Origin of the sequence: Agrobacterium sp. RAC06 (assembly GCF_001713475.1) — a bacterium.
Classification (GTDB): domain Bacteria; phylum Pseudomonadota; class Alphaproteobacteria; order Rhizobiales; family Rhizobiaceae; genus Allorhizobium.
In genome coordinates, this window is the sequence record NZ_CP016499.1 from 841,565 (window position 1) to 859,304 (window position 17,740).

15 protein-coding genes and 1 tRNA gene are annotated in these 17,740 nt (G+C 62.7%); 2 read left to right on the forward strand and 14 right to left on the reverse strand.

The genetic code is table 11. From position 1 onward, the window contains the following. Positions 1-63: 63 nt before the first annotated feature. From BSY240_RS03950 to BSY240_RS03960, 3 genes are all read right to left on the reverse strand, one after another. Positions 64-148, reverse strand: a tRNA-Leu gene (locus BSY240_RS03950). Between the two features lie 149 nt (positions 149-297). Further along, positions 298-873, reverse strand: a complete 576-nt coding sequence (locus BSY240_RS03955; protein WP_069041476.1) for a GDYXXLXY domain-containing protein — start codon at positions 871-873, stop codon at positions 298-300. Further along, on the reverse strand, positions 870-1,979 hold the full coding sequence (locus BSY240_RS03960; RefSeq protein WP_069041477.1) for a DUF2157 domain-containing protein: 1,110 nt from the start codon (positions 1,977-1,979) through the stop codon (positions 870-872). Before BSY240_RS03960 ends, BSY240_RS03955 begins: the two co-directional genes overlap by 4 nt. Positions 1,980-2,553: 574 nt before the next feature. Between BSY240_RS03960 and BSY240_RS03965 the strand changes: the two genes are divergently transcribed. Beyond that, positions 2,554-2,700 (forward strand): DUF1127 domain-containing protein, encoded by a 147-nt coding sequence (locus BSY240_RS03965; protein ID WP_006728511.1) that lies wholly within the window; start codon positions 2,554-2,556, stop codon positions 2,698-2,700. Positions 2,701-2,790: 90 nt separating this feature from the next. Here the strand turns inward: BSY240_RS03965 and BSY240_RS03970 are convergent, their stop codons facing one another. From BSY240_RS03970 to BSY240_RS04005, 8 genes are all read right to left on the reverse strand, one after another. Then, positions 2,791-3,756, reverse strand: coding sequence for a nucleoside hydrolase (locus BSY240_RS03970; RefSeq protein WP_069041478.1), 966 nt, complete (start codon positions 3,754-3,756; stop codon positions 2,791-2,793). Positions 3,757-3,846: 90 nt separating this feature from the next. Then, on the reverse strand, positions 3,847-4,626 hold the full coding sequence (gene cobM, locus BSY240_RS03975; protein WP_069041479.1) for a precorrin-4 C(11)-methyltransferase: 780 nt from the start codon (positions 4,624-4,626) through the stop codon (positions 3,847-3,849). Further along, positions 4,623-6,464 (reverse strand): precorrin-3B C(17)-methyltransferase, encoded by a 1,842-nt coding sequence (gene cobJ / locus BSY240_RS03980; protein WP_069041480.1) that lies wholly within the window; start codon positions 6,462-6,464, stop codon positions 4,623-4,625. The genes cobM and cobJ overlap by 4 nt, the downstream gene beginning before the upstream one ends. Then, positions 6,461-7,201: a precorrin-2 C(20)-methyltransferase gene (gene cobI, locus BSY240_RS03985; RefSeq protein ID WP_069041481.1), complete on the reverse strand. Its 741-nt coding sequence runs from the start codon at positions 7,199-7,201 to the stop codon at positions 6,461-6,463. The genes cobJ and cobI overlap by 4 nt, the downstream gene beginning before the upstream one ends. Positions 7,202-7,357: 156 nt before the next feature. After that, a complete protein-coding gene (locus BSY240_RS03990; RefSeq protein WP_069041482.1) occupies positions 7,358-8,599 on the reverse strand; it encodes a bifunctional cobalt-precorrin-7 (C(5))-methyltransferase/cobalt-precorrin-6B (C(15))-methyltransferase in 1,242 nt (413 codons plus the stop codon). Next, on the reverse strand, positions 8,592-9,236 hold the full coding sequence (locus BSY240_RS03995; RefSeq protein WP_069041483.1) for a precorrin-8X methylmutase: 645 nt from the start codon (positions 9,234-9,236) through the stop codon (positions 8,592-8,594). The genes BSY240_RS03990 and BSY240_RS03995 overlap by 8 nt, the downstream gene beginning before the upstream one ends. Beyond that, positions 9,233-10,138 (reverse strand): hypothetical protein, encoded by a 906-nt coding sequence (locus BSY240_RS04000; RefSeq protein WP_069041484.1) that lies wholly within the window; start codon positions 10,136-10,138, stop codon positions 9,233-9,235. The genes BSY240_RS03995 and BSY240_RS04000 overlap by 4 nt, the downstream gene beginning before the upstream one ends. Continuing rightward, entirely contained in the window at positions 10,138-11,529 is a 1,392-nt protein-coding gene (locus BSY240_RS04005; RefSeq protein ID WP_069041485.1) for a sirohydrochlorin chelatase, read from the reverse strand. Before BSY240_RS04005 ends, BSY240_RS04000 begins: the two co-directional genes overlap by 1 nt. 352 nt (positions 11,530-11,881) lie before the next feature. Between BSY240_RS04005 and BSY240_RS04010 the strand changes: the two genes are divergently transcribed. Beyond that, positions 11,882-12,667 carry a TSUP family transporter gene (locus BSY240_RS04010; RefSeq protein ID WP_069041486.1) on the forward strand — a complete coding sequence of 262 codons (786 nt, stop codon included), beginning with the start codon at positions 11,882-11,884 and terminating at the stop codon, positions 12,665-12,667. A gap of 3 nt (positions 12,668-12,670) precedes the next feature. Here the strand turns inward: BSY240_RS04010 and cobO are convergent, their stop codons facing one another. The 3 genes from cobO to cobN all read right to left on the reverse strand — a co-directional run bounded on the left by cobO (position 12,671) and on the right by cobN (position 17,739). Next, a complete protein-coding gene (gene cobO, locus BSY240_RS04015; protein ID WP_069041487.1) occupies positions 12,671-13,303 on the reverse strand; it encodes a cob(I)yrinic acid a,c-diamide adenosyltransferase in 633 nt (210 codons plus the stop codon). A gap of 79 nt (positions 13,304-13,382) precedes the next feature. Further along, positions 13,383-13,805 carry a GFA family protein gene (locus BSY240_RS23605; protein WP_083229550.1) on the reverse strand — a complete coding sequence of 141 codons (423 nt, stop codon included), beginning with the start codon at positions 13,803-13,805 and terminating at the stop codon, positions 13,383-13,385. Continuing rightward, entirely contained in the window at positions 13,798-17,739 is a 3,942-nt protein-coding gene (gene cobN, locus BSY240_RS04020; protein ID WP_069041488.1) for a cobaltochelatase subunit CobN, read from the reverse strand. The genes BSY240_RS23605 and cobN overlap by 8 nt, the downstream gene beginning before the upstream one ends. Position 17,740: the final 1 nt, after the last annotated feature.

Below are 17,740 nucleotides of genomic sequence, written 5' to 3' on the forward strand. Positions count from 1 at the left end.
AACGGCGCCGGACTGACAGGAGCCACACCTCGGTGTTCTCTCGTCGATCCCGCGCGGCTTAGCTGGTGCGGGTAGAGAGACTTGAACTCCCACGCCTTGCGGCACCAGAACCTAAATCTGGCGTGTCTACCAATTTCACCATACCCGCGTCCAAAAGCGCATGTCGCATTCGCGCATGGCCCCTCCGGAGCGCGCGTCTCTATAACACCCGTTTTCCCGCACGCAAAGGAAAAATGACAGGATTGCTGGGCGCTCGCGACCCGCTTCACAGGCATTGCAGCAGGCGAGTGGTCCCGTTCAGTAAAGCGGCTCTTCGTAGAGCGGTTCGCCATCGAGCATCAGAGCGCGAATCTGTGCCTGCCCCGTCTCCGAGATACGAACCGCGACCGAAACCCGGCCCTGGTTCCGACCATCTTCGATCGGCTTGCCCTCGCCTTCCGGCACGTAGTAGCGCTCGATCCCGTAGGAGACCGTCAGGTTGCCCGCGTTCTGCCACTCCCAGTCGTAGATCGTGACAGGCATCGAAAGCAGGATCACGCTGCCCTCTTCAGCCTGAAGCGGATCGAAGGATGCCTCCGAGACAATCCAGTATCCGTCCGTGCCCGGCTTCAGGCGGACATGCAACCGCTCAGCGTCGCCAGTTTCGGGTTTCTGACCCGTGACCGAGGTCGTTGAGATGGTCGAGATGTCATAGGTGAGGATGACATAGTCGCCGCGCAGCAGATCACGCGGGTCGACAGGCGCCGTCTTCAACAGCACTTCTGTTCCCGATCTCAGGATGCCCGCGCGTCCCTCTATCATATAGCCGAGGATCGCCGTCTGCAGGAGTGCGACGACGAGTGCAGCGGCCGCAAAGGGTTTGGCAGCGATCATGACTTCACCTCTGCGGCAGGACGGGAGAAGCGCTTCTCGAGGCGGATGACCACGAAGGCAAGTACCGCAACCACGAGACCGGAGAGGAGGAAGAAGGCGGACGTGCCGAGAATGCTGTCGATCGTCTCGTAGGAGAGGTAGAGAATTTCCGCTGCGAACGCCCCGTAGGCAAGCAAACGCACCGCGCCATTGTCACGACCATCCAGGGCGATGGCGGCAATCGAGAGCGCCAAAATGATGATGCCGAGCACGGCGATAGACACCGCATCCACGGCACTTCCCTGCGCATAGGCGAAGCCGCTCATCGCTATGATCAGGGTATAGAAGCTCGCAGACGCGCCGAGCCTGCGATGCAGGTCCACCAGAGGCGAACGCGGCAGCGTCAGTGACAGGAAGAGAAGCGTCGCGACGACGGCCACGACGAGGGCGTAGAGCTCGCCCCGCTCCAGTATGACCATCCACCAGATCCAGGCGAGGAGAAGCATGTAGCCGAAATGCTTGGCTCGGTTCGCGGCCGTCCAGCGCGACAGGCCAAAGATCAAGGCCGCCCCGAATGGCGGCCACCAGGCCCAAAGGCCATGGCTACCGACATCCCAACCGAAACTGTCGAAACCGCCGCCGAAAGTGACGAGTGCGAGCACACCGGTCACCACGGTCAGCGCGCCCGACCGGAAAAGGGCCGCCGAAACGGCGGTCACCGAAAACCACAGGAACATGGCTGAAAAGGTATCTCCCGAGAGGTGATACAGCTGGCCGATCAGCGCGATCGCCCCACCGAAGGCAGCAGACCCCAGAACAAGGGAGGCCGCCGCAATGCGGTCGGCGCCGCGGCTCCTGGCAAGCAGTGCCGCCAGATGAAAGATCCAGATCAGACCGATGATGCCGGCGACCTTGATCAGTCGGGGAATCAGTTCCCAGTTGGCCGCGATCAGCATCAACAGAGAGGCCGCGATCAGGACAGCTGCGAACATCGACAGGATCGACCCGATGCTGAAGCCCGAGCCGCGGCGATCCACGTCATCGAGCAGCCTTGCGGCCGTGCCGGCGTCGATAAGCCCCCGCTTGACCCAGTCGTCGAGGTCGCGTTTCAACCTGCCTCTGTACATCTGCCTGCCCCCTTGAATTCGAAGGCAATCTGAAACGCCACAGGCAGAAAAACAAGCCGCAAGACACAGGGAGCAACGAGGCCAGTCGCCCATGCAATAACCGCATGCCTTCCATGTTCTTTTTGCACTGCACAAAGCCGTACGTGTCGCCTATATTCATTCTCAACAGAGCGACGGAACTTCTGGCGCTTCTTCTTCGACCCGCTCACTCCTCCTCCCAGAGCGGGATCGATTGGCCAACGACACTCCTCCTCCCAGTCGTTGGTCTGCAAAAATGACGCTCACCGGACCTCCTCCCCCGGTGAGCGTTATTTTTTTGTCTTCTCCCCCCACTTTTGACTGCATTGCGTTGCGGGCTGCCGCGTGACCTGCACGAATGCAATGCACGATGGGATCTGAGGCAAACGCACAAAAAATCACCAGTTAACAATGGGTTAAATCGATCGATATGCACAGAACGCATGGGTGCTCTGCCGCATTATGTCTTCAATGATTTCGCATTGCAGCATATATTCAGATCAACAAATTCGAAGGGGCCCACAGACGGGTCCAAACCACCAAAGAGGTAGACCCCATGAACATCGCTCGCTCGCTCAACAACTGGCGCAAGTATCGTCAGACCATCACCGAACTCGGCCGCATGTCGGACCGCGAACTGCGTGACCTCGGCATCGGCCGCGAAGACATCCGTCGCGTTGCCCGTCACGCCGTCAACGGCTGATTGGTCCCGGCTTCGGTCGGATCCCAAATAGAAAAACCCCGGATCTCCTCCCAGATCCGGGGTTTTTCTTTGTCTGCTCGGCGCTGCTGCTCAGTCTTCGCGGACGGCCACGATCACATCGTGGATCAGCTTCAATACAGCCGGCGCATCGATCTCGGTGCAGATCTTCTGGCTCGGCAGGTCACCATCCCAGTCGGAGGGACCGAATCCGCGACCATCCGGCTTCTGGATCGTCTGGCCATCGGCAATGCCGCCGCAGACCACACGGATGACGCCGCTGCGGGTCTTGAAGAGTTCCGGTGCGACGACATAGACGCAGGCGCAGCTGTCATGCACGACCATGCCGTCATCGACCAGGCCCTCGTAGAAATCGATGTAGAACTGCGAGAGATCAAACAGCAGGCGCGCGCGGCTGGTGCCGGCGGCGTCCCTGATGTCGGCGAGCTGCGAACGCGTCATCACCGTCTGCATGGTGACATCCAGGCCGACGACCACCACAGGCCACCTTGCGGTCATCACCACGTCTGCCGCTTCCGGGTCACCGTGGATGTTGGCTTCGGCCGCCGGCGTCACGTTGCCGTTGACGTCGAAGGCGCCGCCCATGATGACGATCTCCTTCACCAGATTGACGATCTCGGGGTCTTCTTTCAGCGCATTGGCGAGATTGGTCATGCGGCCAACGGCAACGATCGTCACCTCGCCCGGATTGGCACGGACCGTTTCGACGATGAAGCGGTGGGCTGGACGCGGATCGGGATGGACGTCCGTCACCTCGGGCACGCCGATGTTGCCGAGCCCGTCATCGCCATGGATGAATTTCGGCGGCTCGTGGCTGACGCGATGCGGAATGAAGGTTTCGCCGGCGCCGCGTGAAACGGGGGCATCGATCTTCCATTCACGCTTCAGGTACAGCGCGTTGCGGGTCGTGATGTCGATCTCGGCATTTCCGAACACGGTGGTGATACCGAGGAGGTCGATCTCCGGATGATGGTGCAGGAAGAGGAGCGCCATGGCGTCGTCGACGCCGGGATCCGTATCGAAGATGACCTTGTGCATGGAAGAAATCCTTTTTTTGTTGTTGTTGTTCGGCGTCCGCCGAGCGCGTCGGACGATAGACCTGAAGCGTGACGGCGGGAAGACCGGGTATCAGCCGGCTGCCTTCTTCTTTTTGCCGACGTTTCTCAAGACATGGCTGAAATCCGAATTGTAGAGATCGCTGTCGCGGAATTCGACATGACCGAAGACCTTGCCGACCAGCACCAGTGCGGTCCGCGTGATCTTCGCCTTGCGTACCTCTTCCGCCATGTCCTTCAGGGTCGTGCGGATGAAGAGTTCGTCTGGCCAGGTGGAGCGATAGGCGATCACCACGGGGCAATCCTCGCCGTAATAGGGGGTCAGTGTGTCCCGGATATGCGCGAGATTGCGGATCGAAAGGTGGATCGCAAGCGTAGCCCGGGATTTGCCGAGGATCTCCAGCGTTTCGAATTCCGGCATGGACGATGCCTTCATCTCGGTGCGGGTGACGATGACCGTCTGGGCGATCTCCGGCAGGGTCAATTCGGTCTTCAACCGCGCTGCCGTCGCAGCAAAGGCCGGCACGCCGGGGACGACGTCATAGGGAATACCCAGCGCATCAAGACGGCGCATCTGTTCGGCGATCGCGCCATAGATCGAGGGATCGCCGGAATGCACACGGGCGACATCCTCGCCGCGCGCATGGGCGGACACCATATCCGCGACGATCTCGTCGAGATGCATGGGCGCCGTATCCTTGACGATCGCATCCTCGGGTGCCGCCGCGACGATCTCCTCCGGCACCAGCGAGCCGGCATAGAGGCAGACCGGGCAGCGCTCGATGAGCCGCAGGCCGCGCACAGTGATCAGATCGGGGGCTCCGGGGCCGGCGCCGATGAAATAGACGGTCATGCTTCAATTCCCTTCATGCCACTGTCTGCCTTGCCCGAATAACCACGCGGCGTGTAGACCCAGGTCTTGCCGTCGCCGGTCGTCACAGTCCGGCTCTCGGACGAGCCGACCACCACGACGGTCAGCATGTCGACATCGTCGACGTTCAATTCGCCAAGCGGCACGGTGCGCACGTTTTCGCCCTCACGGCCGAGATTGGTGGCGAGGATTACGGGGGTCGTGGCCGGGCGATATTTCAACAACTCGTCGCGGGCATAAGCGAGCTGCGTGCGGCGTTTCATCGATACGGGATTGTAGAAGGCGATGACGAAATCGCCCTCGCCCGCCGCCTTCACCCGGCGCTGGATATGTTCCCAGGGGGTCAGAAGGTCGGACAGCGAGATGGTGCAGAAGTCGTGGCCGAGCGGCGCGCCGATCCGGGCAGCAGCGGCCTGCAGCGCGGAAATACCGGGCGAGACCTGCACTTCGATGCGGCTCGCGCCATCGGTGATGCCGCCCTTGTCGAAGAGTTCGAAGACCAGCGTCGCCATGGCATAGATGCCCGCATCGCCGGAGCAGACCAGGGCCACCGTCTTTCCCTCACCGGCCAGCTCCATGGCATGCACGACGCGGGCTTCTTCCTTGCCGAGATCGAAATCGTGGCGGGTCTTGCCATCGGCGAGCGGACCGAGCAGGTCGAGATAGAGCGAATACCCTATGAGATCGGTGGAGGCCGCAACCATGCGCGACACCTCGGGCGACCGCCAGCCTTCCGAGCCCGGGCCGATACCGACGACGAAGAGCGTGCCGCGAGCACGGCCTGTTGTCTTCGGGTCAATGATATCAGCAGCCCTCGCAATCGCGGCTGTGGCCCCCTTGGATTTGATCTTCTCGACAACGAGTTCGCCAGACGCGCCGACGGCCGCAAGCGCTGCCCCTTCGGCCACACCGTGGCAGCCGACTTCGGCAAAGACGACCTCAGACGGGTTCTTCAGACGCGGTGCCTCGGCTTCGAGCGCGGCTGCGCTGAAGAAGCGGGCCGGCACGCCGAAATGGGCGGCCACCGCATGGATCGCCGTCTCATCCGCCTTCAGGTCGATCGAGCAGACGGCCGCCAGGCTTTCCCGCGCGAAACCACCCTTTGCGAGCGCTTCCTCGGCAAGCGCGATGGCCTCTTCCGGCTTTGCATGCCGCTCGCAGCCCATGCCGAGCACCAGCGTCTTGGGGTGATAGACGAGTTCGAGCTCGCCTGCGGTCTTCTGTTGGTCGGTCACGGAGAGCGTCACACGGGCCTCTTGCTGAAATGGAAGTCTTGATTGAGTGAGCCAGGCGGCGGTTTCACCCTCGAGCCGGGCGCTAGCGCCGGCCACGAGCTCGGCCATCACCAGCTTGGCGCTCTCGGGATTGACCAGCACATAACCTTCCGGTGGCTGGTCAAGCGCTAACCCGAACTTGAGATCGCCGGCTGTCGTGATGGCGGCATGGGCACCGATGGCGGTCGCAATCTGTCGAGCGAGGTCATTGGCGCCATGGTGGCCGCCGAGCAGCGGCACAACGGAGGAACCATCCTCGGCGACAACAATTACCGGAGGCTCCGCATGTTTGTCGGACAGGAGCGGCGCGAGGAGCCGGATCAGCGCGCCAGCGGCCATTACGGCAATAATCGGTCGACCGGCGGCAAACAGCGTCTGGACGTGATCTTTGGCAGATGCAAAGCGCAGATCTGCCTCCTCGACCCGGGCGGCAGCACCATGCAGTTCACCGCCGATGTCCGCTGCAATGCGGCGACCCAGCGAAGCGGCTGATGCACTTAGGATGACGACCACGGGCTTGGCCGGGGATGCGAGGACAGGCGTCATGCGGCTCCGCTTCCAAGCTTTTTAGCAAGTGCCGGATGCCAGCGCTCGTCACCCTTGTAGATCAGGATCATCGAGAAATAGGGGGCGGTGTCCTCTGCCACGTCGGCCAGAGGCGTGAGCTTCTGTTCGGCAAGGCTGACCCGCTCCGCATAGCCGGCCTGCGCCGTCAGTCCGAGGCTTTCGATCAGCGCACGGATACGGGCGAAATGCCGGCCGAGCTTGATGATCGCGACGGCGCCGGAGGTCTCGATGCGAGCTGCCAACTCTTGATCCGAGAGAGGTCCTGGCAGCACGGTGAGCACGTCGTTGCGGGCAGCAAGCGGCCGTCCGAGACCAGCGGCAGCCGCCATCATCGAGGAAACGCCCGGCACGACCTCTGTCGGATATCGATCGGCGAGCCGCTCGAATAGATACATGAAGGAGCCATAGAAAAAGGGATCGCCCTCGCAGAGGACTGCGACATCCGATCCGGCATCGAGATGATGCGACAGCGTCTCGGCAGCCTTCGTGTAGATGTCCTGGGCCGGAAAGCGTTCGACCCGCATCGGCACGATGATCGGTACTTCCAGCTGAGCGGCGGTCAGATACGGAACCGCGATCTGGCGGGCAAAGCTCGGGCCGGTATCGGGCGCGGGATAGGCGACGACAGGGCAGCTCGTCAGGATACGATGGGCCTTCAGCGTCAGCAGTTCCGGATCGCCGGGGCCGAGGCCGAGGCCATAGAGTTTACCGGTCATATAGCTGCTCCTGAATGCCTACGTGTTCCTCATCCCCCTGCCGGGACCTTCTCCCCGTCAACGGGGAGCAGGCGGCACGACGTCGGCCACGATGGCCTTCTCCCCGCCTGCGGGGAGAAGGTGCCCGAAGGGTGGATGAGGGGCCAAGGTTCAAACTCATGCGCCCTCTCCCTTCACGACCGTCCACATCGTCACCGGCATCAGCGACTTCCAGCCACAATAGCGACCAACCGGGGCCGCCCGCGCCACCTGAATCCGTGAGAGATCACCGCCATGGCGGCTGCGCAGATCTACGAGTTTAGCCTCGCCTTCGATCGTAACAGCATTGGCGACCAGCCGTCCGCCGGGAGGAAGCGCTGCCCAGCAGGCCTCGAAGAGCCCCTCGCCGCTGATGCCGCCGCCGATGAAGATCACGTCAGGTGTTTTCAGGCCCGACAGCACCGCCGGCGCGTCGCCTTCGACGATTTCGAGGTCGGGCACGCCGAGAATTTCGGCATTCTCGCGGATCATCGCCAGTCTCTCGGGTTTCGCCTCGATCGCGATTGCTCTGGCGCCCATGCCAGCACGCATCCATTCAATCGCAATCGAACCACAGCCGGCACCGACATCCCAGAGACGGGCATTCGGAAAAGGCGCAAGCTGGGCCAGTGTTGCCGCGCGGATCTCGCGTTTGGTGAGCTGCCCGTCGTGACGGAAGGCCTCGTCCGGCAGGCCGGGCACCGGTGCCAGCAGCGGTCCGTCCCAGGCGCAGTCGATGGCCAACGTGTTGAAATCCGAGATCACAGGGCATGTCTCGGCCATTTCCAGCGCCGTCATGCGCAGGATACGCTCTTGCGTGCCGCCCATATGTTCGAGCACCTGCAGCACGGAGGCCCCAAAGCCGCGTTCGGACAGTAGGACGGCGGCGGCCTGGACGGTCGAGGCGTCCGAGGTCAGCGCCAGGATGCGGGCGCGCGGCATGACATGCCGGTTGAGGAAAGCGAGCGGGCGGCCATGCAGCGAGATCTGCGTCACCGATTGCAGCGGCCAGCCAAGCCGGGCAGCGGCGAGCGAAAAGGCGGAGGGGCTCGGCAGCACGAACATTTCGTCGGCCGCCACATAGCGCCGAAGCGTCGCGCCGATGCCGAAATGCATGGGGTCGCCGGTGGCCAGTATCGTTACGGGCGTGCCACGCAGTTTCAGGATTTCGGTCAGCGTCTCGCGAAAACCGGCGCCCCAGGTGAGGATACGCTTCAGATCGGGCAGGTTCGATCCATCGATGACGGCATCCAGCCGCTCACCGATAACAAGCGTTTCCGCCTGCCAGACGACCGCCTGCGCCTCGGGGGTGAGGCTTTCCAGCCCGTTGTCGCCGATGCCGATGATGGTGAGCCAGGGGCCTTGCACGCGATCAGACATTGGTGCCGAGCCCTCCCGCCAATGCATTGATTGCAGCCGATGCCATGGCCGAGCCGCCCCGACGACCGCGCACGGCGATATAGGGAATGCCTCTGGAATGGGCGATCAGTTCGTCCTTGCTTTCAGCAGCCCCCACGAAGCCGACGGGAAAACCGAGGATGATGGCCGGCTTGGGCGCGCCGGCATCGATGCGTTCCAGCAGGCGGAAGAGCGCCGTCGGCGCATTGCCGATCGTGACCACTGCGCCGGCAAGATGTTCATCCCAGAGGTCGACCTGTGCGGCCGAGCGGGTATTGCCGATTTCCTCTGCCTTCGGGCGCACGCGCTCGTCGTTCAGAAGGCAGAGGATCTGGTTCTCGGCCGGCAGCAGGCGGCGGATCACGCCGTGGCGGACCATCTCCACATCGACAAGAACCGGGGCACCCTTTTCAAGCGCTGCAGCACCGGCCTCGAAAGCGCCTTCGGACCACCTGACATCATCGGCGAGATCGACCATGCCGCAGGCATGGATGAGGCGGATGACCAGCGGCTGCAGAACGGTCGGGAAGCGGTCGAGTGCTGCCTCCTCGCGGATGGTGGCGAAGGACTGGCGGTATATTTCATCGGGGTTGCGGATGTAGTCCAGAGAACCGGTCATGCGGCCAGCTCCGTCGCAAGTTCCCGATGCCCGATGCCGAGCACCCAGCCCTCCTCGGCGATCGATGTCGCGACCTCCTCGTCCGCTAGCATCGGCGGTCGACCCAGTAGGGTCGCAAGTCGGCCATCCGCATCGAACCGGGCGAAAGCCTCGGCGACGGTACGAACCTGCGCCTGGTCCTTCACCTCGTCCCGAGAGGCCAACGTGAAGAGCGAGGGATAGATCTCCGCGAAGACGACGGACTTTTTGAAAGCCGTGGCAAAACCGGTCTCGAAAGGCCAGACGGCGATGTGTTCACCGTAGCCGCTTTCGTCGAGGAAGCGCGACAGTCGGGCGATCCCGAGCAATGTCTGGCTACCGACGGAACCGTTGTAGCTCAGTTGCCAGACGGATTTTGCCCCCTTGGCAAACTGCTCCGATCGCCGGAAGACAAGCGGGGCCGCCAGTGGCGCGGGCGGCTTCTTGTCGGAGAGATCGGCATAGGCATGCTGATGCGGCCGCCCCCAGAAGCGTGGTTCGCCGGCAAAATGGGTCGCGTTCCAGCGCGAGGCGAGATCGAAGCGATTGTTTCGGTTATCAGGCGCGTCCTCGATTTCGTCAGCAATCTTGCGCCAGAGGGCCCGCCAGTTGGGCTCTCCCGTCAGCCGCTCGGCGGTGCCAGCAGGATAGCCGAAGGCGAAGTCGAAGCCGCAAAGCAGGCGTTTGCCCTCGGAGACCGCTGCGCCGACCACCGCGTCGAGGCGCTGCATGAAAGCATGACGGGTCGAGAAATTCTCGTTCCACTCGATCACATGACCATCGCCCTCGCGCCGGGCTAGGCACGCCCAGAGCGAGTTCTTGCCCGTGACCGGTTGCCCGGCACCGGACCAGTCGACGATCAGGATGCGATCGAAGAGCGGCATCACTTTTTCTTCTGCATCGACTTCGGCCCCAGCGGATGGTCGGCATGGGGATAAGGCGCATGGTGGTGATCGTGACCATGCGAATGGCCATGCTCATGCTCATGTGCATGCTCATGGCCATGAGCATGATTGTGATGGCCGTGATCATGGCCATCATGGTGATGGTCGTGCCCATGGTCATGGCTGTGATCGTGCCCATGATCATGCTCGTGGTGACCGCAGCCACAATTCGGTCCGTGCTCGTGATGCGCCGCCTTGCCCGAGGAAGGCGCGTCCATCACGGCCTGCAGTTCGGCATCCGGCGTCTTGTCTTTGAGGACTGCATATTTGCCGCCCAAAGTGAAGGACGGCGCGTAGTCGAAGGCCGGCTCCACGGCAACGGGCTTCAAAGGTGCCGGTTGCGCATGGCTGTGCACCGGCGTCCAGGGCAGACCATGCTCGCGACAGAAATCGGGATCGCGGCAGGAGGCATCGCAATCGCCCTTGCAGGGACAGTTTTCCAGGCCACCGCCGATACCCTCCACATGGTGGTGGTGGCTCTCCTGCGGCTGGCCGACATCGGCTTCGAATCCGAGTACCTGTTCGCGATACTTGCACATCTGGCAGTTCATCACAGCGGCACCCTCGAGGATCTCCCTGACGCGATCCTGGAAGGCATCGAGCACCAGCGGGTGGTCGTTCAGGTAGCTCGCCTTGACGAACTGGATCTCCGGATAGCGCGCTGCCACCTCGTCGGTATAGCTGTAGATGCGCTTCACCAGGACGCCGGTGAAGAGGAAATAGGGGAAGACGACGATGCGCTTGTAGCCCAGCTTTGCAGCATGGGTCAGACCCGGCTCGACCAGCGGGAAGGTCACGCCCGAATAGCAGGTCTCGCCCCAACCGAACCCCATGCCTTCCCAGAGCATGCGCATGACCTTGGTGGCGTTGGAGTTGGCGTCCGGATCGGACGAGCCGCGACCGACCACCATCAGCAGCGTCTCGTGTTTGTCGACGAAACCAAGGGTATCGTTCGCCTCGTCGACAGCCGTCTGGATGCGGTCACCGGCGGCGCGGATCATCTTCAGGTCGATGCCGAGCTCACGGCCGTAATTGATGACGAAATCCTTGTGCTGCGCCTGGTAGGTGTTGAGCACCGAAGGGATGTCGTTCTTGGCGTGGCCTGCGGCAAACAGCATGCCGGGGACCGCAAGCACGCGGGTCACGCCCTGTTCGCGCAGGCTGTCGAGACCGGCTGAAATCACCGGATTGCAGAATTCGAGATAGCCATATTCGACCGGCATGTGCGGATTGCGGGCGCGCAGCGCCTCTGCAATCACGGCGAATTCCTTCGCAGCGTTCTGATTGCGGCTGCCGTGGCCGCAGACCATGATTCCGAGTTTTTCCGCCATGATGATACAAGGCCTCCCTGCTTCGTTCTTTCTGCCTGTACGAAGCGCCGGACTTATCGCGCCTTTCGGCACGGTCCATGGCCTTTGGGACAGCTCCGGAATTGGCCCCCTGATTGGGTCAGCCGCACCGGACTATTTCCAGCCTGTCGAACAGGCGCCGTCGCACATTACCACGAGCTTTATCGAAGCCTTACCAAACGGTCAAACCGGATTGCGGCGCTTTATGTGACGGAAGCGGCAGTTCACAGAATGTCCCTTGTGCGACCTGCACGACACGCTCTCGCAAGGTTGCGCAGCCAAGGCGTTTGGTCCACAAGAGCGCCACCTTCCCTCACCCTTCACGAGTCTCCCCGTGGCCGATCTCGCTTTCCAAGCTTTGCTGCTGCTGTTCATTGCCGCCTTCATCGCCGGCTTCATCGATTCGATTGCGGGTGGCGGCGGGCTGATTACCATTCCCGCGATGCTGATTGCCGGCATTCCGCCGCTGGAAACGCTGGGCACCAACAAGCTGCAGTCGATGTTCGGCGCAGGGTCGGCAACGCTCGCCTATGCGCGCAAAGGTCACGTGGATCTGAGGAAGCAGCTGCCGATGGCTGTCATGGCGGTGATCGGTGGTGCCATCGGTGCCCTGATCGCAACTGTGGTGCCAGGCGACGTGCTGCGGGTGCTCATGCCCTTCCTGCTGGTCGCCATCGCGCTCTATTTTGCGCTGAAGCCGAACATTTCCGACGAAGACCGCCATCAGCGCATGACGCCCTTCGTCTTCGGCGTGACGCTTGTGCCGCTGATCGGCCTCTATGACGGCGTCTTCGGCCCCGGCACCGGCTCCTTCTTCATGCTCGCCTTCGTCTCGCTTGCCGGCTTCGGCATGCTCAAGGCGACGGCACATACGAAGCTTCTGAACCTCGGCTCGAATCTCGGCGCCTTCCTGATCTTCGTCGCCAGCGGCGTCGTGCTCTGGAAAGTCGGCCTCCTGATGGGCGTCGGCCAGTTCCTCGGCGCCCAGACCGGTTCGCGTTTCGCCATGAGCAAGGGGGCCAAGATCATCAAGCCGCTGCTGGTCGTCACCTGCGTGGCACTTGCCATCCGCCTGTTGGCGGACCCGACCAACCCGATCCGGGTTTGGATCGGGGTGTGAGGTTCAGTACTCCACTCCGATCTGAGCCTTGATGCCCGAGCGGAAGGGATGCTTCACCAGTTCCATCTCCGTCACGAGATCGGCAAGTTCAATCAGTTCGTCCTTGGCGTTGCGACCGGTCAAGACGACATGGGTCATCGGTGGTTTTTCGGTTGCCAGGAATTCCAGCACCTCCGCCAGATCGATGTAGTCGTAGCGGATGGCGATGTTCACCTCATCGAGCAGCACCATGGAATTGGCGGGATCGCGGATCAATTCCTTGGCCTTCTCCCAGGCGGCCTGCGCCATCGCAATGTCGCGCGCCTTGTCCTGGGTTTCCCAGGTGAAGCCTTCACCCATGGTGTGGAAGTCGCACAGCTCCGAGAAATGCTTGAGGATCATGTCCCGTTCGCCTGTTGACATGGCGCCCTTGATGAACTGGACCACGGCGCATTTCTTGCCGTGTGCGATGTGCCGGAAAATCATGCCGAAGGCAGCAGAGGACTTGCCCTTGCCCTTGCCGGTATGAACGATGATCAGGCCTTTTTCGCCCGTCTTGGTCGCCATGATCTTGTCGCGGGCAGCCTTCTTCTTGGCCATCTTTTCCGCATGGCGGGCGAGATCGGTCTCGCCAGTGGCAATCGTTTCCTCAGTCATGTCGTACTCCCGGAACTATTGAATTCTTTTGCGAACCAGATGGCTTGCGGTTTACTACAACGGTGACCGCGCCCCGTCTTCAAGAGACGCCACCTTGCCCCTTTGGCAAGTCGTCCACTATGTTGAGCCAGTCGACGCGCTCGTCCCAGTGCCAGTGCTCGCGGATCGCTACGGAAAGCCCATCATCAAGGCTCGCGACATAGAAATCGATATCATCAGGCCGTCGCTCAGTCTCGAACGACATGGGCGACCCGCAATTGCTGCAGAAGCCGCGCCGCACACCCGGGGATGAGGCGTAAAAGTGCAGACTGTCTCCTTCGAGGCGCGCGCTGTCGCGCGGAACGGTGAAGAAGGTCGTTACAGGCGAAGAGGCAACCCTGCGGCAGCTCTCGCAATGGCAATGACCAGAGCTGCGGACGGGCCCAGAGGTACGGAAGCGCACACCTCCACAAAGGCAATGCCCCCGCAAGGCCATCGGGTCACTCTGTTGAACGTCAGACATGCAACTCTCCCTCGGCAAGTTCGCTCAAGGTGAATTTGGCTGAGTTGCTCTTCGGCGTCCACAAGCCGCGCTCGATTGCCTCGATCAGGCGATCCGCCAGCTCTCTTTGTGCCGGAGCATTCTTGTCGGCCATGAAATCGCGCACCCGCTCATCGAGGATGAACGCTTGGTAGACGGCCTCGAAATGGTGGTCACGGACGGCGCCCGTCGTGGCCGCAAAGGCGAACATATAGTCGACGGTCGCGGTCATCTCGAAGGCGCCCTTGTAGCCGTGGCGCATGACGCCCTCGATCCATTTCGGGTTGACGACACGGGCACGCACGACACGGCCGATCTCTTCCTCGAGGCTGCGGATGACAGGCTTTTCCGGCCGCGAATGGTCATTGTGATAGACCTTGGGCCTCACACCCGCGACATGCTCGATCGCTGCCGTCATGCCGCCCTCGAACTGGTAGTAGTCGTCGCTATCGAGCAGGTCGTGCTCGCGGTTGTCCTGGTTCTGTACCACGGCCTGGACCGAGCGCAGGCGTTCCTCGAACAGACCGCGTTCCGCCTTGCCCTCCTCGCCCGCGCCATAGGCATAACCGCCCCAGACGAGATAACTCTCGGCGAGGTCGGCACGGTCATTCCAGCCCTTCTCGTCCATCAATGCCTGCAGGCCAGCCCCATAGGCGCCCGGTTTGGAACCGAAGACCCGATAGCCGGCACGGCGGGCGGCCTGCTTTTCGTCCAGCCCTTCGGCGATCAGTACCTCAGTTTCGGCCCTGACCCGTGCTGCAATCGGGTTGTCACCCTCGTCCTCGTCGAGGCTGGCCACCGCACGCACCGCCTTGTCGAAAAGCGCGATCTGCTCGGGGAAGGCATCGCGGAAGAAACCGGAGATGCGGAGCGTCACATCGACTCGCGGCCGTCCCAGCATCGCGATCGGGATCACCTCGAAGCCGGTAACGCGCCGCGAGGCCATGTCCCAGAGCGGCTTGACACCGATGAGCGCCAGGGCCTGCGCGATGTCATCGCCGCCGGTGCGCATGTTAGACGTGCCCCAGGCGGTTATGCCGAAGGAAACAGGCCATTCGCCGTGATCCTGCACGTAACGCTGGATCAGGAGCTCGGCGGATTTCTTGCCAAGTTCATAGGCCGCCGGCGTCGGCACGGCGCGGCTGTCGACAGAGTAGAAGTTGCGGCCCGTCGGCAGCACGTCCGGTCGACCGCGCGTTGGCGCGCCTGAGGGGCCAGGGGAAACGAATTGGCCGGCGAGGCCCTTGAGCAGGCCATTGATCTCGGCGGGGCCGGAGGAGACGACGGCGGGTTTCAGGCGGGTCTCGATCTCGGCGAGGACGGCGCGGGTGCACGGCCAGTCATCTGGGCAGGCGATCTCTCCGGCGACCAACTGCGCAGCTAGCAACTCGATCCGTTCCACGGTGTCGCCGTGGGTACGCCAGGGGGCTTCGGTGAGATCGGCGAGGATCGCGGGCGTGGGGCCTGCCCAAGGGGCGGACATGACGCAGTCGAGGGGATCGAAGCCTTCGGTCTTCAGCAGATCCCCTGCGATCGCCCGCTGCAGGCTGGCATCGCCGCCATTACCCTGCCCACGCGGCACCCGGGCCAGCGCGACGACAAGATCGGTCAACAGCCGCCCTTCGGGTGCGAGCCCGAAGATGTGCAGCCCGTCACGGATCTGCATTTCCTTGAGGTCACATAGATACGCGTCGAGCTTTTCCAGTGCCGTCTCGTCTGCCTCGCCCTTGGCGATGCCGGCGTCCTGGTCGAGGCCGATATCGGCGATCAACTCCAGGATCTGCTTCTTCAGCAGCACCAGACGGCGTGGATCGCCGCCCGAGGCTTCGTAGTATTCGTCGACCAGCGCCTCAAGATCCTTCAGCGGCCCATAACTCTCGGCACGCGTCAGCGGTGGCGTCAGGTGGTCGATAATGACGGCGGAGCTGCGGCGCTTGGCCTGCGTGCCCTCGCCGGGATCGTTGACGATGAAGGGATAGAGATGCGGCAATGGGCCGAAGACGGCTTCGGGGAAACAGGTTTCCGACAGCGCCAGGGCCTTGCCCGGCAGCCATTCGAGATTGCCGTGTTTTCCCATGTGGATGAGCGCCTGAGCGCCGAATTCCCGTCTCAGGAAGGCGTAGAAGGCGAGATAGCCATGCGGCGGCACGAGGTCGGGGGAATGGTAGGTTTCCTTGGGATCGATGTTGTAGCCACGCGCCGGCTGGATGCCGATCATGAGCTTGCCGAAGCGCATCAGCGGCAGCGCAAAGGCACCTTCCAGGTGAAAGGGATCGGCTTCCGGGGCACCCCAGCGCGCGGTTACGCGCTCCTGAACTTCTTTGGGAAGATCATCGAAGAACTTTATGTAATCGCTGATGGAAAGACGTTCGCGAATGACCCGTCCGTCGTTCGCAGCGTTCGTCGGGCCTGCCATCAGCGCCTGCATCAGCGCATCACCATCGGCGGGTAGATCGGCAATGTCATAACCCGCGTCGCGCATGGCGCGCATGACCTCGATCGTGCCGGCTGGCGTATCCAGTCCGACGCCATTGCCGAGACGTCCGTCGCGGTTCGGGTAATTGGCCATAACAAGCGCCACGTGGCGGTCGGCGGGATCAGTTGCCCGGAGCTTCGCCCAGTTCGCCGCCAGTTCGGCAACGAAACGCATGCGGCCGGCATCCGGCTCGTGGCTGACCAGATTTGCCTCGACCCGCTCGTCAAAGCGCGCCTTGGACTTGAAGGAGACGGCGCGGGTCAGCACCCGGCCATCGACTTCCGGCAAAGCGACGCTCATCGCCAGATCGCGGGCGCTCAAGCCCTGGCTCGAACTCTCCCAGGTGGCGCGCAGCGAGGACGAGAAAATCGCCTGCAGGACGACAGCATCGGTCTCGTCGAGCACCGTCGACGGCTTTTCCGCGCCAGGCGTCGAGACGGCGAAACCGGTGGTGTTGATGACAACAGATGGCGGGAATCGGTTGAAGATGGCGCGGAGCGTATCGACCGAGACCTGATCCTTGAGGCTCGAGACGAAGACCGGTAGCGGTATCAGTCCCTCAGCCTTCAAGGCTTCGACCATGGCTTCGACGGGTGCCGTTTCGCCGCTCTGTACGAGGGCGCGATAGAAGCAGAGGGGGGCGATATTCCCTCTCCCCGCAGCCAAGGAGAGGGTCAGGGTGAGGGGCTGATCGTGCTCGGCGGTCTGCCCCTCATCCCCGGCGCAACTTGTTGCGCCTGACCTCCGGGCACCTTCTCCCCGTGAACGGGGAGAAGGAGGCACGCCGCCAGCCACGAAGCCGCTCTCCCCCCTTGTGGGGGAGATGGCCGGCAGGCCAGAGGGGGGTGCCGCAAACGCCAGCCTCTCCCACTCCTCGACCCCGATCACACCCCTTCCCGGCCACCAGATGCCGGCCTTCAGCAGCGGGCGCGCCGGTTCCGGACGTTCGTCCCCACCCAGCATAGCCTCGGCATAGGAGACGAAGGCCGAGGCATTGCCCGCCCCGCCTTCGGTGAGATAGGTCCAGAGCGCTTGCCGGTCGTCATCAACGCAAGCCTGGAACGGTGCTAGCCCCTCGTCCGGCTTGTCATCGCCAGGCAACACAACGATTGCCGTACCGCTGCGGCGGGCTGAGGCATGTAGCGCTTCCAGCGCATAGTGGAAGTAGCTAGCCCCACCCAGAGCCCGCACCACGATCAGCCGCGCATGCCGCGCCGTGCGCTCGATATAGGTATCGACCGACATCGGATGCTTCAGCGTCATCAGGCTGGCAAGCCGCCAGCGAACCACCTGTTCGCCCCTCGCCTCGACAGCTGCGGCTATTGCCGCAAGCTCCGTGTCCGCCGCAGAGAGAAACAACACGTCCCCCGGCGTCTGGCCGAGATCGATCGCCTCGTCGCCGTCGCTGATCGATCCCTTCTGGGCAAGCAGGAGATGCATG

Excerpts from the sequence above, each read along its gene's own strand:
- BSY240_RS04005 (WP_069041485.1), bottom strand. The coding sequence starts at position 11,529 with ATGGCGGAAAAACTCGGAATCATGGTCTGCGGCCACGGCAGCCGCAAT.
- BSY240_RS03960 (WP_069041477.1), bottom strand. The coding sequence starts at position 1,979 with ATGTACAGAGGCAGGTTGAAACGCGACCTCGACGACTGGGTCAAGCGG.
- BSY240_RS03990 (WP_069041482.1), bottom strand. The coding sequence starts at position 8,599 with ATGTCTGATCGCGTGCAAGGCCCCTGGCTCACCATCATCGGCATCGGC.
- BSY240_RS03995 (WP_069041483.1), bottom strand. The coding sequence starts at position 9,236 with ATGACCGGTTCTCTGGACTACATCCGCAACCCCGATGAAATATACCGC.
- cobM (WP_069041479.1), bottom strand. The coding sequence starts at position 4,626 with ATGACCGTCTATTTCATCGGCGCCGGCCCCGGAGCCCCCGATCTGATC.
- BSY240_RS23605 (WP_083229550.1), bottom strand. The coding sequence starts at position 13,805 with ATGTCTGACGTTCAACAGAGTGACCCGATGGCCTTGCGGGGGCATTGC.
- BSY240_RS03955 (WP_069041476.1), bottom strand. The coding sequence starts at position 873 with ATGATCGCTGCCAAACCCTTTGCGGCCGCTGCACTCGTCGTCGCACTC.
- cobO (WP_069041487.1), bottom strand. The coding sequence starts at position 13,303 with ATGACTGAGGAAACGATTGCCACTGGCGAGACCGATCTCGCCCGCCAT.
- BSY240_RS03970 (WP_069041478.1), bottom strand. The coding sequence starts at position 3,756 with ATGCACAAGGTCATCTTCGATACGGATCCCGGCGTCGACGACGCCATG.
- BSY240_RS03965 (WP_006728511.1), top strand. The coding sequence starts at position 2,554 with ATGAACATCGCTCGCTCGCTCAACAACTGGCGCAAGTATCGTCAGACC.
- BSY240_RS04000 (WP_069041484.1), bottom strand. The coding sequence starts at position 10,138 with ATGCCGCTCTTCGATCGCATCCTGATCGTCGACTGGTCCGGTGCCGGG.
- cobI (WP_069041481.1), bottom strand. The coding sequence starts at position 7,201 with ATGACCGGTAAACTCTATGGCCTCGGCCTCGGCCCCGGCGATCCGGAA.
- cobJ (WP_069041480.1), bottom strand. The coding sequence starts at position 6,464 with ATGACGCCTGTCCTCGCATCCCCGGCCAAGCCCGTGGTCGTCATCCTA.
- cobN (WP_069041488.1), bottom strand. The coding sequence starts at position 17,739 with ATGCATCTCCTGCTTGCCCAGAAGGGATCGATCAGCGACGGCGACGAG.